The organism is Aurantimonas sp. C2-5-R2 (genome assembly GCF_036549495.1).
Taxonomy (GTDB): Bacteria; Pseudomonadota; Alphaproteobacteria; order Rhizobiales; family Rhizobiaceae; genus Aurantimonas; species Aurantimonas coralicida_A.
In genome coordinates, this window is record NZ_JAZHLJ010000048.1 from 16,394 (window position 1) to 30,333 (window position 13,940).

At 63.2% G+C, this 13,940-nt stretch carries 22 protein-coding genes and 2 pseudogenes; 8 read left to right on the plus strand and 16 right to left on the minus strand.

Translation table 11 applies throughout. From position 1 onward, the window contains the following. Positions 1-9 precede the first annotated feature (9 nt). From VQ044_RS17345 to VQ044_RS17355, 3 genes are read right to left on the minus strand one after another with little or no spacing between them, the layout of a single operon-like run. Entirely contained in the window at positions 10-1,224 is a 1,215-nt protein-coding gene (locus VQ044_RS17345) for a chemotaxis protein CheB (protein WP_327649079.1), read from the minus strand. Then, positions 1,221-1,406 carry a hypothetical protein gene (locus VQ044_RS17350; RefSeq protein ID WP_327649080.1) on the minus strand — a complete coding sequence of 62 codons (186 nt, stop codon included), beginning with the start codon at positions 1,404-1,406 and terminating at the stop codon, positions 1,221-1,223. Before VQ044_RS17350 ends, VQ044_RS17345 begins: the two co-directional genes overlap by 4 nt. Before the next feature lie 19 nt (positions 1,407-1,425). Continuing rightward, positions 1,426-1,977, minus strand: a complete 552-nt coding sequence (locus tag VQ044_RS17355; protein ID WP_327649081.1) for an IS630 family transposase — start codon at positions 1,975-1,977, stop codon at positions 1,426-1,428. A 14-nt stretch (positions 1,978-1,991) separates the two neighbouring features. Here VQ044_RS17355 and VQ044_RS17360 point away from each other — a divergent pair, with 14 nt between their 5' ends. Then, entirely contained in the window at positions 1,992-2,153 is a 162-nt protein-coding gene (locus VQ044_RS17360; RefSeq protein WP_327649108.1) for a hypothetical protein, read from the plus strand. Further along, positions 2,137-3,024: an IS110 family transposase gene (locus tag VQ044_RS17365; RefSeq protein ID WP_327649106.1), complete on the plus strand. Its 888-nt coding sequence runs from the start codon at positions 2,137-2,139 to the stop codon at positions 3,022-3,024. The genes VQ044_RS17360 and VQ044_RS17365 overlap by 17 nt, the downstream gene beginning before the upstream one ends. A gap of 324 nt (positions 3,025-3,348) precedes the next feature. On the opposite strand, the gene VQ044_RS17370 is transcribed toward VQ044_RS17365, so the two are convergent. Further along, entirely contained in the window at positions 3,349-3,855 is a 507-nt protein-coding gene (locus tag VQ044_RS17370; protein ID WP_327649083.1) for an IS630 family transposase, read from the minus strand. A 189-nt stretch (positions 3,856-4,044) separates the two neighbouring features. Further along, positions 4,045-4,293, minus strand: a complete 249-nt coding sequence (locus tag VQ044_RS17375) for a D-Ala-D-Ala carboxypeptidase family metallohydrolase (RefSeq protein ID WP_327649085.1) — start codon at positions 4,291-4,293, stop codon at positions 4,045-4,047. 355 nt (positions 4,294-4,648) lie between these two features. Here VQ044_RS17375 and VQ044_RS17380 point away from each other — a divergent pair, with 355 nt between their 5' ends. Then, positions 4,649-5,089: a hypothetical protein gene (locus VQ044_RS17380; RefSeq protein ID WP_331827731.1), complete on the plus strand. Its 441-nt coding sequence runs from the start codon at positions 4,649-4,651 to the stop codon at positions 5,087-5,089. 126 nt (positions 5,090-5,215) lie between these two features. Here VQ044_RS17380 and VQ044_RS25770 read toward each other — a convergent pair whose 3' ends face one another. From VQ044_RS25770 to VQ044_RS17390, 3 genes are all read right to left on the minus strand, one after another. Continuing rightward, positions 5,216-5,461 (minus strand): transposase domain-containing protein, encoded by a 246-nt coding sequence (locus VQ044_RS25770; RefSeq protein ID WP_442873847.1) that lies wholly within the window; start codon positions 5,459-5,461, stop codon positions 5,216-5,218. 56 nt (positions 5,462-5,517) lie between these two features. Beyond that, positions 5,518-6,051, minus strand: a complete 534-nt coding sequence (locus VQ044_RS25775; protein ID WP_442872970.1) for an IS66 family transposase — start codon at positions 6,049-6,051, stop codon at positions 5,518-5,520. 182 nt (positions 6,052-6,233) lie between these two features. Continuing rightward, positions 6,234-7,253, minus strand: coding sequence for a phasin family protein (locus VQ044_RS17390; protein ID WP_327649087.1), 1,020 nt, complete (start codon positions 7,251-7,253; stop codon positions 6,234-6,236). Between the two features lie 415 nt (positions 7,254-7,668). On the opposite strand from VQ044_RS17390, the pseudogene VQ044_RS17395 reads away from it, so the two are divergent. Continuing rightward, positions 7,669-8,365: pseudogene (locus tag VQ044_RS17395) on the plus strand (IS6 family transposase). Between the two features lie 165 nt (positions 8,366-8,530). Here VQ044_RS17395 and VQ044_RS17400 read toward each other — a convergent pair. The 3 genes from VQ044_RS17400 to VQ044_RS17410 all read right to left on the minus strand — a co-directional run bounded on the left by VQ044_RS17400 (position 8,531) and on the right by VQ044_RS17410 (position 10,439). Beyond that, positions 8,531-9,235 (minus strand): haloacid dehalogenase type II, encoded by a 705-nt coding sequence (locus VQ044_RS17400; protein ID WP_327649089.1) that lies wholly within the window; start codon positions 9,233-9,235, stop codon positions 8,531-8,533. A 103-nt stretch (positions 9,236-9,338) separates the two neighbouring features. Further along, positions 9,339-10,067 carry a phage tail tube protein gene (locus tag VQ044_RS17405; protein WP_327649091.1) on the minus strand — a complete coding sequence of 243 codons (729 nt, stop codon included), beginning with the start codon at positions 10,065-10,067 and terminating at the stop codon, positions 9,339-9,341. A 24-nt stretch (positions 10,068-10,091) separates the two neighbouring features. Next, positions 10,092-10,439: a hypothetical protein gene (locus VQ044_RS17410; RefSeq protein WP_327649093.1), complete on the minus strand. Its 348-nt coding sequence runs from the start codon at positions 10,437-10,439 to the stop codon at positions 10,092-10,094. A 215-nt stretch (positions 10,440-10,654) separates the two neighbouring features. Here VQ044_RS17410 and VQ044_RS17415 point away from each other — a divergent pair, with 215 nt between their 5' ends. The 3 genes from VQ044_RS17415 (at position 10,655) to VQ044_RS17425 (ending at position 12,309) form a co-directional block, all read left to right on the plus strand. Then, the gene (locus VQ044_RS17415; RefSeq protein WP_327649094.1) at positions 10,655-10,840 is read left to right on the plus strand and encodes a hypothetical protein; all 186 of its coding nucleotides are present in this window, start codon (positions 10,655-10,657) and stop codon (positions 10,838-10,840) included. Next, positions 10,837-11,820, plus strand: coding sequence for a calcium/sodium antiporter (locus VQ044_RS17420; protein WP_327649096.1), 984 nt, complete (start codon positions 10,837-10,839; stop codon positions 11,818-11,820). The genes VQ044_RS17415 and VQ044_RS17420 overlap by 4 nt, the downstream gene beginning before the upstream one ends. Positions 11,821-12,030: 210 nt before the next feature. Continuing rightward, positions 12,031-12,309, plus strand: a complete 279-nt coding sequence (locus VQ044_RS17425; RefSeq protein WP_327649098.1) for a TFIIB-type zinc ribbon-containing protein — start codon at positions 12,031-12,033, stop codon at positions 12,307-12,309. A 78-nt stretch (positions 12,310-12,387) separates the two neighbouring features. Here VQ044_RS17425 and VQ044_RS17430 read toward each other — a convergent pair whose 3' ends face one another. The 3 genes from VQ044_RS17430 to VQ044_RS17435 are packed head-to-tail and all read right to left on the minus strand — an operon-like array spanning position 12,388 to position 13,016. Continuing rightward, positions 12,388-12,636 (minus strand): DUF6441 family protein, encoded by a 249-nt coding sequence (locus tag VQ044_RS17430; protein WP_442873848.1) that lies wholly within the window; start codon positions 12,634-12,636, stop codon positions 12,388-12,390. Continuing rightward, the gene (locus VQ044_RS25780) at positions 12,539-12,847 is read right to left on the minus strand and encodes a DUF6441 family protein (protein ID WP_442872968.1); all 309 of its coding nucleotides are present in this window, start codon (positions 12,845-12,847) and stop codon (positions 12,539-12,541) included. The genes VQ044_RS17430 and VQ044_RS25780 overlap by 98 nt, the downstream gene beginning before the upstream one ends. Further along, on the minus strand, positions 12,756-13,016 hold the full coding sequence (locus VQ044_RS17435; protein ID WP_327649102.1) for a hypothetical protein: 261 nt from the start codon (positions 13,014-13,016) through the stop codon (positions 12,756-12,758). The genes VQ044_RS25780 and VQ044_RS17435 overlap by 92 nt, the downstream gene beginning before the upstream one ends. Positions 13,017-13,085: 69 nt before the next feature. Here VQ044_RS17435 and VQ044_RS17440 point away from each other — a divergent pair, with 69 nt between their 5' ends. After that, positions 13,086-13,373, plus strand: coding sequence for a hypothetical protein (locus VQ044_RS17440; RefSeq protein WP_327649104.1), 288 nt, complete (start codon positions 13,086-13,088; stop codon positions 13,371-13,373). Here the strand turns inward: VQ044_RS17440 and VQ044_RS17445 are convergent. Both VQ044_RS17445 and VQ044_RS17450 read right to left on the minus strand, forming a co-directional pair. Continuing rightward, positions 13,335-13,625: a head-tail joining protein gene (locus VQ044_RS17445; protein WP_327649105.1), complete on the minus strand. Its 291-nt coding sequence runs from the start codon at positions 13,623-13,625 to the stop codon at positions 13,335-13,337. The two genes, VQ044_RS17440 and VQ044_RS17445, sit on opposite strands and share 39 nt — an antisense overlap. Then, positions 13,625-13,768 (minus strand): annotated as a pseudogene (locus VQ044_RS17450) (capsid cement protein); the annotation flags it as partial. The gene VQ044_RS17445 and the pseudogene VQ044_RS17450, both read right to left, overlap by 1 nt. Positions 13,769-13,940 lie beyond the last annotated feature (172 nt).

Consider the following 13,940-nt stretch of genomic DNA (forward strand, 5'->3'; position numbering starts at 1 on the left):
GAGGGCGATCTATCCGAGAAACTGGGTCTGATCACGGCCGTCATGGGCCAAGGCAAGCCGGCGGGAGGTCTCCGGCGTGAGCCAGTCCTGCTCCACGAGGTCGCGGAGTTTGTAGGCCCGATCCAGCGCCTGTTTGCTGGCCGCGTGCCAATCATTGGAAGCATCGGGCTCGCCGTCCCCGCCGTGTTCGGCCATCTGGAGGCAGAATTCGGCCCTCTCGTTGAGGAACCGTACCGCAGCCCGAATGACTTTTTCCATTTCCTCGAACTGCGCCGCAGCCATGTTCTCTGCTGTATAACTGTGCCCGATGTGGCAGCTGAATTTGACGATCGAACCGACCTCGAACTTTTTCAGTGCGCCGCCGCAGTCCGGGCAGGTCACTGTCAGCGGCCGCTCGAAAGTCTGGCCGTCGATGATTTCGGGCGCTTGTCCGTTCGATTGAGAAGAGGTTTTCGGCATGGCAACTTCCTTTCCGCCCTTTCGTTCGACCAGCTCAATAAGCAATTCGGGTATTTCCGCGATCGGCAGGCAGTAATCCAGCGCGACGTGCTCAGCCGCGCTCCTCGGCATTTCGGGATAGGCGGCATCGTTCGGGTCCTGGCCGATGGCAACTCCGCCGCGTCGCTTGATTTCGAACAGGCCCAGCGTGCCGTCGTTCAGGTTTCCGGTCAGGATCACGCCCACGGCGCCCGAACCATAGCTTTCAGCCACGCTCCGGAACAATGGGTCGATGGCCGGCCGCGCGCAGTTCTCCTTGGGACCACGCAAAAGACGCAGCCGTCCGTCGGCGACGATCAGGTGGCGATCCGGCGGCGCCACATAGATGTGACCAGGGAAGATAGTTTCGCCGTCCTCGGCATGTTTGGCGGAAACCGGGCCGGCCGCATTCAGAAGCGCGGGCAACTCGCTTCGATAGGCGCCGATATGAAGGACGACGAGAACAGGGGCGGAAAGCGTACTCGGCAGCGTGGCGGCCAAGGAGCGCAATGCAGCCACTCCGCCTGCCGAAGCGCCTATGACGATGATCGAGGAACGAGCCATGACGACCTGTGGGCTGGGAGCTGATCTCGGAGATCGAGGATCAACGCGGTATGTCGAGGAAGGTTCACCGGCGCGGCGGATCGACAGCAGGAACCGGATGATGGCGAGGGCAATCGCGCCGTAGCGCAGCGCGGCCCTCGCCAATTGGCTGGCGGCGATCCCGGTGAGCAAGGTGGCGATCATCGCTGCCCCCGGCGCCAGTCATCGAGGCGGGCATAGATCGTCACGGCGATGCCCACGAGCGCCACCGCGATGAACACCCAGCGCTGGGTGTCCAGGTAGGGCGCGAGCGGCAGAATGGCGGATTGGGTCTCGGTCAGGACGTTCTGCGCGACCTCGACGCCCGCAGCGCCCAGCGTCGCCACACAGGTTATACCGTCGCGCTCATGAACTCACCGCTTTGATGTAGGGATAGTTGCAGAGGGATTGGATGCGCCCGGGATCTTTTGTTGCGCGGTTCCAGGCGTCGCAGCAAGCGTCGATGATGGCTTGCCTGTCGCGGAAGACGCACAGGCTGAGGGAGGTCTCGCGCAGATAGAGCCAGAGCCGCTCGACCGGGTTGAGTTGGGGACTGTAGGGCGGCAGGGCGACGAGGGTGATATTCGCCGGCACGTCGAGGGCCTTTTCGCCGTGCCATCCGGCACCGTCGAGAACCATGACGACATGGACGTCGTCAGGAACGGTGCCGGCGAACTCGGCGAGGTAGAGGTTCATCATCGCCTTGTCGGCATAGGGCAGGACCAGGGCGAAGGACTGACCGGTGGAAGGTTCGACGGCGCCGAAGATGTAGGTCCATTCGAAGCGCTGGTCGCAGAGCCCGGGCGGTCGCTTGCCGCGGATCCACCACCGGTGGCAGAGGCGGCCTTTCTGGCCAACCCTTGCTTCATCTTGTGGGATGGTTCGCCTCCTCCTCGGCGGATATTTTCGCCGTCTCAACAAGGAGGCATCACATGACATTCAAGCAGATCGGCATCGATATCGGCAAAAACAGCTTCCACGTCGTCGGCCTGGGCGCCGATGGCGACATCGTCCTGCGAAAGCAATTTACCCGTTCACGGCTGCTGGCGGTTTTTCGGCGATCGGCGCAGCGAGTGCCTGCGTGTAGCATTTGAGGCGTGTTCTGGCGCGCATTGGCTTGCCCACCAGCTCATCGCGATGGGACATGACGTGAAGCTGCTGACCCCGGAGAGCGTGCGGCCCTTCGCAAAAGCGCAAAAGAACGACTGGAACGATGCGCTGGCGATCGCCGAAGCCGCACAACGGCCGGGCCGCCATGCGGTCGGAATCAACTCCGATGAACAACTGGACATGCAGGCGCTCCATCGTGTGCGCCAACGGCTAGTGACGGCGCGAACCTCGATCATCAATCAGCTCCGTGGCCTGTTGCGCGAACGCGGCCTGGTGATCCCCTCAGGGCGGGCGCGTTTCGAACGCTACATTCAGACGGAATTGATGGAGGTCGGAAAGGTCGATCTTTCTGCAGTCTCGCGGGCGCTCTTCGAAACGCTCATTGCCGAATACACGATGATCGACGCTCGCCTTTCCAAGATCGACGACGAACTGGAAGCCTTCGCCAAATCCAACTCTGTCTGCCGGGCCTTGCTTCCCATTCCGGGCATCGGCGTGATCGTGGCGACAGCCCTTTATAGCGCCGTCGCCAACATCTCTGACTTCCGGACAGGGCGAGATCTCGCCGCCTTTCTCGGACTTGTACCCAGACAGCGCTCGACCGGAGGCAAGACGATCCTGCTCGGGATATCGAAACGCGGAAACACCTATGTTCGAACGCTGATGATACACGGCATGCGGTCGGCATTTTACAATCGCAGAAAGCGGGAAAGTCGAATGGCGGAGTTTATGGAACGGCTTTGCGCACGGGGCATGCACACCAACAAGATTGTCGTCGCGAGCGCCAACAAGGTTGCCCGGATCGTCTGGGCGGTCTTATCGAGGAACGAACCCTTTCAGCCGGTCGCGGCCTGACGGCGCGAGGCTGAACGACTTGCGAGAAGAAGCCAATGGCACCGTGATCTGATCGGATGTGCAGCCTGATGGTTCCAGTAGATCGCCCTGCTTCGACCGGGACACGCAAAACCTGGTGGTGGCAGTAGATCAAAAAGTCTGATCATCTTGTAAGGAACGCATCCCAGCGGCTCCCATTGTGGCTCGGGCACTCGCCCACGAACAAGCCGGATACGCTGAAGCAGGGTCTTCTGGGACTATCGTTTCTTCTTGCAAACCGGAGGCGAACCATACACTGGAACCAGAGCGCGATCCGCTTGTCTGGATGGTCGGCCTTCGCCGCGCTCAGGGCCTAGGCGAGCCCCTTTTTTGAAAGCGCGCCTGGCGCCCGGGGTCGCTTTGAGGGTGGGTCGGCCGCGCCTTCTGGCGCGAAAAGCCGTTACGACGCAGGATGCGCGACAGGCTGGCGGGATGAACCTGCTTGTCGAACCGCGCCTCGATCCAGCAGCAGAGTTCCGGCAGGGTCCAGGCCGACACGCCGTCCTTCTTCGGATCCGGCCCGCGGAAGATGACATTGGCAAGGCTCGCCTGTTCGGCCTCGGTGAGCGCTTCCGGCGGATGCCCCTTCGGTCGGTCGCGCAGGCCCGCCACGCCCTCGGCGTTATAGCGAACCACCCAGTCGCGCAGCGTCTGGCGGTCCATGCCCGCCGCCTCGGCCGCTTGCGCCCGGCTCATCCCCGACAGCGCGCCCGCCAGCGCCAGCAGACGGCTCGCCACCCGCCCATTGGTCTCTCGCCGCGCCAGAGCCCGAAGCTCCCCGGCCGACAGATCCTCGGTGATCTTCAATGCCATCGCTCGCCCGCTCCCTTCGCCGGGACAGGGAATCACGCGCAGCGAAAATAAGAAAATCACAACCGAGTCAGATCAAACGCTGGCCGGTATTACACCGCCACCTTTCATGGTGCGGCTTTGCGCCAGCACCTCGCGCGCGGGTGGGGTCTCGGCCGCGAAGGCGGCCTTCCGGACCGGCAATCGGTCGCCCTACTGGCGCTCAGGGCCAAGGTCGACATGGGTGAAGCCCGAACGCGGGTGAAATCCGACCTCCCGCGCCGCATCCTCGAAGGCCGCGCCATCCATGTGCCTCGACCGCGTCGCGCCGCCGACGACGCGGTTGTGTTCGGGACTGCGATAAGCCGAGCGGACGATCAGCGGCTTGCCCAGCCGGTCGCGCAGCGCTGCAGCTTGTCGAGCGCGGGGGCGTTGATCAGCAGCTTGCCGGTTCCGCGACAAACGATCTCGGCGCGCGAGAAGTTGCGCCAGCGCCAGGCGCCCTCGGGGGCACCGCATGTGGAGCGACGACACCGAATTCCGCTGGACAAAGGCAGAATTGCCCGCGGCCGTCTGACACGCCGAATAGAGAAGACCCAACATTGCAAGCGAAATGGGGCCACGGTTCGCCGCGATTTGACAGAGTCGGCCATGGTCTGTTGGCGCTCGCCGAAAGCAGACGGATTCTGACCCTGGTATTTGACGCTCTTCAACCGTAAGCGCCGCGAGAGGCCACCGTTGAAGGATGTCGGGAGTTTCGCCTTCCATATTGACGGATTTGACGCGGGATGATGCCGTCGCTCGATGAGCGAGGGCGATGATGGGCATTGAAGAGCAACTGCAGGAGAAGCTTCGTAAGGTCGAGGCGCTCTATTTCGGCGCAGGGACAAATGGAGAGCGGGACGCGGCCGAGGCGGCCGTTCAGCGTCTGAAGGCCAAGCTTGCCGAGATCAACCGACGGGATCCACCGGTTGAGATGCAGTTTTCAATGCCCGATCCCTGGGCCGTCAAGCTCTTCGTCGCCTTGTGCCGGCGCTACGGCATCCGGCCTTATCGCTATCCGCGAGAGCGCCGGACAACGATCATGGTGCGGGCGCCGCGCGGATTTTTCGATGCCGTGGTCTGGCGCCAATTCTCCGAGATGCATACCGACCTTTGGCTACATTTCGAGGAGACCACCGATCGATTGATCCGCGAGGCGGTGCATTCGGACACGACCGATGCCGAGACGGTACCGACGCCGATCACTGCCCGCTGACGATCAGACGGCCGTTTTCAGATCGGCCCTCGTCTTCGGCATGCCGCCGCCTCCGGCGATGGCCTGCTCGTCGGCTCGATCTTCGGCATCGCCGCCGGAGATGTCGCNCTTGCATCGCGCTGACGATCAGGCCGCCTTTGTCAGACCAGCCGTCGTCTTCGACATCCAGTTCCAGGCGAGAAGCTCATCGATCCGGTTGATCGGCGTTTGTCCGGAAACGATCCGCTCGGTGACATCGACAAGCCAGCGATACGGATCGATCCCGTTCAGCTTGGCGGTGTTGATCAGCGAAGCCAGGATCGCCCAGGTTTGGGCTCCGCCCTCGCTGCCGGCGAAGAGATGGTTCTTTCGTCCCAATCCGATGGAGCGCATCGTCCGCTCGACGGTGTTGGAATCGACCTCGATACGGCCATCGGCCAGGAACCGCGTCAGTCTGTCAACGACGGAGCAAATCCAGGCCAGTGGGCAAGCGTATAACGGCACGCTTCGGCGAGACCGGATTGGCCCGAGACCTCGGTCAGGACGGCCTTCATGTCCGCTTCCAGCCGATCGAGGAGTGGGCGCGTCTGCGCCTGACGAACGGCCCGGCGATCCTCGGCGTTTCTGCCGCGGATTCGGGTCTCGATGGCATAAACCTCTGCCAGCGTTTCGATTACGCCGATCGCAAAACTCGAACCGGTCGTCTTGTGAACCGCCACGAACTTTCGTCGTGCGTGGGCAAGACAAAAGGCCAGCGGAACATCGTGACGCCTGTTGCGGGCATACGATTTGTAAGCGGCGTATCCATCGACTTGCAGGATACCGTCATAGTCGGCGAGCTGCCGGGCGATTTCTGCCGCCGAGCGGCTCGCGGCGAAGACGTAGGTCACAGCCGGCGGCGCCGGGCCATTCCAAGGCCGGTCGTCCATCGCATGGGCCCAGAGCTGGCAGCGCTTCGTGCGCCCACGGCCGGGGTCGAGCACCGGCAACGGTGTCTCGTCGCAGAAGATCCGAGCCTGCCGGTGGGTGATTTGGAGTTGGCGGTCCCCCGGGTCCGGCTTCGCCGACCCGAGGACAGGCTCCAACCCGGGGCGGTTCAGTAGGGCCGATTGGCGCCCCCGTTCGAAGTCGGGGGCGCTTGTTTCAGAAATGCGACGAAACGTGCTTACGCAGCCAGCTTTCTGGGCTCCGCGTTCTTTTCTGTCTGCTCATCGAAGGAGCGGCCGGCCTTGTCGGCGACACCAGCCGACAGCTTGGCGATGCGCCGGCTGTTCTCGATGGTGAGCTCCATGTTGCCGCGAATGAGCGAGCTCTGCGCAGCGATCAGCTCGGGCAGGGACCGGCAGCGCATCATGGCGTTCAGCCCATCCAGGTTCTTCTGGAAGTGAGCCTGCGACATGGCCAGCCATTCCCGCGAAACATCCTGGTAGCCGCTGGCGAGAACTGCGCCCGATTGCGTCACGACCTGCATGTTCTGCTTGGCCTGCTCTGTGCTCTCCTGAGCTTGCCGCGTGACGTCGCTGGATAGCGAGGTGAACTGATCTGCCCCGCGCTGTGCCACATCGGCCGCCGCACCGAGGCCACTTTGAGCTGCCTCCTGGATTGCACGGGTGCTCTGCTGTTCCCCTTCGGCTCCAGCGCGGATTGTGTTGGCCGTGTCTTCCGCAGCTTGTTTGGCTGTTTCGATCCCTTCACGCTCGCGCTTCACCTCTGCCCGGCGCTCGTCAGTCTCGGCCCGACGTGCCGCTTCCACCTTGGCCTTTCCATCTTCGATCTTTTCGACGACGGCGTCCGCCTCCTCGTCACTCAACGCCTTCAGGACGGCCGGCAGGAACTCCTTCTTCTCATCCCGGACATGCTGCTGGAACACCTTCCGCAGGTCGGCGACCTTGGTGGCGAACTCCTTGCTGTCCTTCGGCGTGCGCTCGAGCTCGACCAGGAGCCTGCGTGTCTCCTTGTTATCGTCAAGCGCCTCCGCAACGAGGTCCTTGGTTTCCTTGTGCTTCTTCAGGACAGGGAAGAGGTGCTGCTCCTGGAGCTTGGCCTGGTGCTCAATCTCGACCTTGAGCTCGGAAAGCAGCCGGTTCCGTGTCTTGACCGCGGCTTCAGACGTATCAACGAGTTTTGCAAAGAGCTCGTTTGTTTTGGCCGGGCTCGTCTGGATCAGTTGGCGAATGGTGGTCATATTTGATGTCCTCGTGGGAAAAGCGTGCTTTGCCGCCGAGCAGATGATCTACCCGCAGCTTGCACGGCATAATTCGGTGTTGAAACGCGACTGGACGCAAAGCTTACGCAACTGGGAACGTTCAAGCTACGCCAGGTTCCTCCCGACGAGCATGTATGCTGCAACGCAACATGGCTACAATGCAGTGACTGTTCAACCGTTCCCATAATACCAACTCCCGTAGGGGCTGACTCACGTTTGGGGTTTCCCTGCCGCTGGATGATGATTCACGGAGGCGAACAGAAGGATGTTTGCCATGGCCGCTCCGGTTCCACTCCGTCCCGACTTCGATGCCGCCGCGCTGGATCGCCGTCGATGTCGGCGGGGGCGTTGACACGTTAACTGGATCCGAAGCGAAAGCGGAGTAGGATAGGGGATGTCGAGCATCAGCTATAGCCGCCATCGTTTCCCGCCCGAGATCGTCCAGCACGCCGTCTGGCTGTATTTTCGCTTCCCGCTGAGTTACCGCAATGTCGAGGACCTGCTCGCCGAACGCGGTGTCGAGGTCTCCTACGAAACCGTCAGGCGCTGGGCGCTGAAGTTCGGGATGCTGTACGCACGCACAAGCTGCGCCGGCTGCGGCCGCGGCCGAGCAGACGCTGGCACCTCGACGAGGTGTTCGTCTCGATCGGTGGCAAGCCCATGTATCTGTGGCGAGCCGTCGATGACGAGGGTGAGGTGCTCGACATTCTGGTCCAGGCCAGGCGGACAAGCGTTCGGCGCTCAGGCTGATGCCGAAATTACTGAAGAAGCATGGCGCCGCGCCGGAGCACTGGATCACCGACAAGCTGCCCTCCTATGGTGCCGCCCTGCGGCAACTCGGGGAGAACAGGCGCCATGTGACGGGCGGCCGATTGAACACCCGCGCGGAGAACTCGCATCTGCCGGTGCGGCAACGGGAGCGACGGATGCAGCGCTTCAAGTCGCCGCGGTCGGCCCAACAATTCCTCTCCACTCACGCCGCCATCTACAACACCTTCAACATCCAGCTCCACCTGATCTCCCGCCGCACGATGCGTCGGTTTCGCGGTGATGCGATCGACGCGTGGCACCTTGCGACTTGCGCCGCCTGACCTCCGACGTCGACGCCTCCGCTGCGCTTGCGTCCGGACAACGTGACAATACCAGATCAACGTCACACTGCGGCGGATCAGACGGAAGGTCTAGACGCGGCCCATGCCCCGGTCAAGCAATCCGCGCGCACCCGCCGTCCGGAACGTTTGCCGCAGACGATCCGATCAATGGCCGGTCGCGGCCCGCTGCGCGATCAACTGGTCCGCAAGCTCGCCCAGATCGTTCACGGTCAGGTCCGGCACGGCGACGCCCTCGGTCGGCAGCAGCGCGTTGCCCGGCCGCAGCACGAAGGCACCCATGCCCCCCGCCTCCTGCGCACCGAGGGTGTCCCACAAGTGACAGGCAACAAGACAGGTGTCTTCCAGTCCGACGCCCAGTTCGTCTGCGACAAGGCGATAGGTCTCGGGCGCGGGCTTGAATTTCTTCACGGAATCGACGCTATAGGCTGCCTCGAAATATTGCGCGAGACCAGCCCGCTCCATCGGTGTCGGCGCGGGGGACGGTGGCGAGTTCGTCAGCGTCACCAGCCGGAACCCCGCGTCGCGCAGACGGGCCAGCGCCTGGGCGGCATCCGCATGGGCCGGCATCGAGCCGATCAATTTCTTCAGCTCGGCCACGTCGTCGTCGGTCACCGCGACCCCCGACGTCGTGCCCACCATGCGCAGCACCCCCGGCGCGAGGTCGCCGAAGGTCGCGTAGGCCCCCGACAACGTCAGGGTCTGCGAATAAAGCACCAGTTGCGCGAACCACTCGCGCATCACCCGTGCCTCGCCAAAGACGCGGGCAAAAAGCGGTTCCAGAGAGGTCAGGTCCAGCAGCGTCTCGTTCACATCGAAGACAAGGATCGACGGGGTCTTTTGCAGTGTCACGGGGACGTCCTCTGTTCAGGTCTGTTGCGGTTGATTTAGCCTAATCCGACATTCCCCAAGTAGAACGTCCTCAGGTCCACGTTGTAGTTGTTTTGCGTACGGATCAAGCCTCTTGCGTCACCAGCGTCTGGTCGGCGAAGCGCACCTCGATCCGGCCGGTCAGCGCGGCGATCGACGGGTCCGCCCCGTCGATGCGGCCGTCCGAGCGGATGGTCTCGATCCGGTCGAGATTGTTGGCGTAGGTGATATCGGCCGAAACGACATTGCCGAGGGCCGAGCCGTTGCGCGTGATGGACCCGTTGAAATGGCCGAAGCGCTTCAACTCGAGCGCCGCAGGCGTTCCGGCGCTGGTGGTCGTGCCCACCGTCTCGCCCTGCGCCACCAGCCGCGCCGTCGCGGTCAGCAACCCCGAGCGCTGCATCTGCCAGCTGATCTGGTCGAGCACGCAGCCGGAATACATGGCAAAACGCGGCACTTCCGGCATGCCGGTCTCGATCGACATGCTCGGGAGCGTCCAGGAACCCGACTGGAACTCATGGGTCCAGGGGCCGATGCCGGTGGTCGTCGGCGCGCCGAAGGCGGCCTTCAGCCAGAAGCCAAAGGCTTCGGCGTCGAGCGGCACCACGACATCCCCATCTGCCGTCACCGCGTCCTTGATCGGCGCCAGTGGATCGCGGCCGTAGCCCAGCAGTTCGGAGTTCAGGAGCGGCTGCTCCGCGCCGAGCGAGGTGCTGGCGAAGGGCATGCGAGTGAAGCCGCCGACCGGCGGCGTTCCATAGGTCGTCTCGAACGCAAGCGCCATCAGCGCCCGCGCCCCCTGGGCTCGTGCCATGGTGTTCTCCTCGGGTTGTCGGGGTCAGGCCAGTTGGTCGGCCGTGGTGTAGTGCAGAACCACCGGGATCATGGCGGCCTTCAGGCTGGCCGCCCCGTCGACCGGAAGATCGACCGGGCGCGGCGCCTCGGCTTCGACCCAGTCGCAGAGGCCGCCAAGTGTGTGGTCGGCGGCGAGCGCCGCGCCGATGCTGGCGGTCAGGGTGTCAAAGGCGGCGTCACGCTCCGCGCCCTGCACGACCGCCTCGATCTCGGCGCGGTGCTGGTAGTGGTAGCGCAGCGGGGAAAGCGTGACCTCCGGCTCTCCCGGTTCGCCGTCGCGCAGGATCAGGAGGCCCTCGGCGGGCACCCGCTCGGGCAGCACCTCACCCACGCAGGGCGGTGGTGGGAAGCGTCTGCAAGAGGGTGTGCAGCGCGGCGAGGATGGTTTCGCGGGAGGAAATGGTGGCGTTCCTTCGCTTCGTTCGAGCGTTGACTTGTCGATGTTGACGGCAACGAATGCCATACGATGAGCAACTAGCAGCACAGCCGGGCGGCAGAGGTAGCAGACGTTTCGCAGCCAGACCGTCGGCCATCTCTTCGACGTACATGATCGCGGATCCGCGCAGGCAGTTCTGGTTGTCCAAAAAGGCGGAAACCTTGCTGCAGGCCAACGTCGATGTTACCTCCGACCAGAAAACCCCGCACTCGCTTCCGACCTTGACGCGCTGCAAGATCGAAGAGGCTCTTGCCCACCTCAGTGCCCGCGACAAGGCGAAGGACAATAGTGAATGATCGAGATTGCATTGCCCCTGATCGGGGGTCTTGTCCTCCTCGTTCTCGGCGGAGAGTTGCTCGTACGGGGCGCCGTGCAAATTGCGACCCGGTTTGGCGTCTCGCCCCTGGTCATCGGCCTTACCCTCGTCGGCTTTGGAACATCCACTCCGGAACTCGTGACTTCCGTGCAGGCCGCCCTGAGCGGATCCCCGGGCATCGCATACGGCAACATCGTCGGCTCGAGCATTGCGAACATTCTGCTTATCCTCGGCGCAGCGGCCGTGTTGACGCCCATCCTGGTCGCGTCGAACGCGCTGAAACGCGACAGTGCGGTCATGGTCGCAGTCACCGTAGCATTCGCGGCAGTGGCAGCGCTGATGCCGCTCGGCACCTTGGTGGGCCTCGTCTTCATCACTTCGCTCGCGTTCTACGTGTTGGCCGCCTTTCGGCAGGAGCGGCAATCGGCGACGGATAATCACGGCGCTGTCTATGACAAGACGATCGCTGCGCAGGAGGTGGATCCTGGCCTTATTCCCGTCCCGAGGCCGGAGCGCTCGATCGCCCTTTCCGTATTTGTGGCCGTTGCCGGACTAGCTCTTGTAGTCCTCGGCGGCTATTTTCTGGTTGATGGCGCGGTCACGCTCGCCCGGTCCTTCGGCATCTCAGAGACAGTGATCGGCCTTACGATCGTGGCGGTCGGTACTTCCATGCCGGAACTGGTCACGTCCGTCATGGCGGCAATCCGGAAGGAGACCGACGTCGCCTTCGGCAACATCGTCGGCTCGAACATCTACAACATTCTCGGGATCGGCGGCGTGACCGCATTGATCGCGCCAACCCAGGTTCCGTTCGAGATCGTGCGCTTCGACAACCTCGTGATGATCGCGGCTTCGATCCTGCTCGTGGTGTTTGCCTATACGGGCCGACGTATCAGCCGAGTGGAAGGCGGCCTCCTGGTGTTGTGCTATGTCGGCTACGTCGCGTGGATCTGGCCATAGGGCGTGACTGAGGCCGGAGCCTGACAGCCCAGCGAGAGTCACTGCACCCGCTGTCGTTGCCGAGCAAACTGGCCGTAGCCAGCGGGCATTGCCGCGACTTCGCGGGCCGACCCGGCCGGTCGCATTCATGCGCTTCTCTTGATCGCCGCGACTGGCACGCATATTTCCGTCACTGATCAGAGCCAACCAATCCCATAGGAGAAATCCTTCATGAAATGCCCTGTTGATGACACCGAATTGGTGATGGCCGATCGCCAAGGCGTCGAGATCGATTATTGTCCCAAGTGCCGTGGCGTCTGGCTGGATCGGGGTGAGTTGGACAAGATCATTGAAAGGGCAGCGCCTCCTGCAGAGCAGCGCCCCGCTCAACCAGATCGCAATGCGGAAACCACTTCCGGATACGAGCCGCCGCGCGACTATGGACGCGATCATCACGAAAACCGGCCCAGAAAGAAGAAATCCTTGCTGGGCGAGATCTTCGACTTCTGATCGAGCCAGCGGAGCCGCGCCACTCGCGCCTCGTAGCACAGAGTCTGCGACTGTGAATCCAGAGTATGCCTCGGGCTCCTAATAGCGTCCCTCCACCCAGTTCGCCACAATCAGCCCCGGCACGGATTCATGAGCCCGCGCGGCGTCACCCGCCAAGTCGAGCCGCTTCGGCAGCTTGACCTGCGGCACCAGCAGGAAGATCGGCGCGGTGACCTTTCCGCGCCCGGTCTTAGATCGCGACACTACCGCCTGACCTTTCGTGTTCAGCCGCCCCTCCGCCACCAGCAGGCTCGGCCCCGTGCGGCGATAGACGAAGCGCAGGCGCAGACCGCGCCGCCGTTCCCATTCGCCGGGCGTGATCCGGCCGCCGCGGAGGGACTTTACCCGCCGCAGGCGTCGGGATCGCCAGCCAAAATCCATCCTTCGAGCGGATCAGCGGACCGGTGTCATGCGCGCCGATGACCACTGGCGCCTTCGACCAGACCAGCGCTGCGGCATCCAGGCTCTCGCCCGACCTCGGGAAGTTCTGACTGCGGATCGAGTTCGCAAGCCGCCGCCCGAGCCCCGCACCGGTGATCTGCGCGCCAGGCGGTCTTCAGCCCGGTCCCGGCCTCGCGCATGGCAGCCGTCACCGCGCGTTCGCCCGCCGCGACCTCGGCCGCCATCATGACCACGATGTCAGGATCGATGTCGAGCTTCAGCCTCATGTCGTCACCACGTTCTTTTTCCGGCCACTAAGTGCGACGATGTCAACCGCAACACCGGGGAGGAAGGCGATGAGCGATCGCGATGTGTATGTCGAGAAGATGAAGGCGAAGATCGATGAGTGGAACGCAGAGATCGACAAGCTGCAGGCCAGTGCCAGTGTGGCGCAGGCCGATGCGAAGATCGAGTATGAGAAGCAACTTGCGGAGCTGCGAAAGCAACGCGATGAGGGCCAGGCGAAGATGAAGCAGGCGCAGCAGGCCTCGGACTCCGCCTGGGACGATATGCGCAAGGGCTTTCTGGCAGCCTGGGACAACCTCTCAAACTCCTTCAAGAGCGCGATGAACCGGTTCAAGTGAACTGAGCACGCGCCGGCAGCCATCGATCTTGATCCGGTCGCCCGGTCGCGGGGCTGCAACTTCGGCCACGCGTAGGTCAATACGGGTGGTCTCGGACCAGAGCCGCGCATCGCCGAAATCAGTGATCGCATCGGCCTGCCGGGGGACGACGCGCACCAGTACGGGCGCACCGCCATCTGCGATGTAGACCGCCTCCCGCCCGATGTTCGGATCGGCGAACAACATGTCGATGGCGGCGGTAAACGCCGTCATCAGAAACTGCCGTTCAGGCGCACCCGACCGATGATGTCACCCGCGCCGCCCGCGACGGCTTCGGAAGCCACGCCAATCCGCGTATTCGCCGTGGCGGTCTTGGTGGCTTCCTTGTTGGTGTTGTCCCAATAGACCTTGTCGCCTGCGGACCAGGCCTAGTGGATCAGCCGAGACGGAAGAGTCCTTTTGAGGATTCCCCTCTGGTCTGGCGCGTGGGAAACTGGCGTATGCGCGATGGAATATCGATTACCCTTGGAAACGGAGATCGCCAGCGGCTGGAGGCGATCATCGCCGACCGCAACGCGTCTCAAAAGC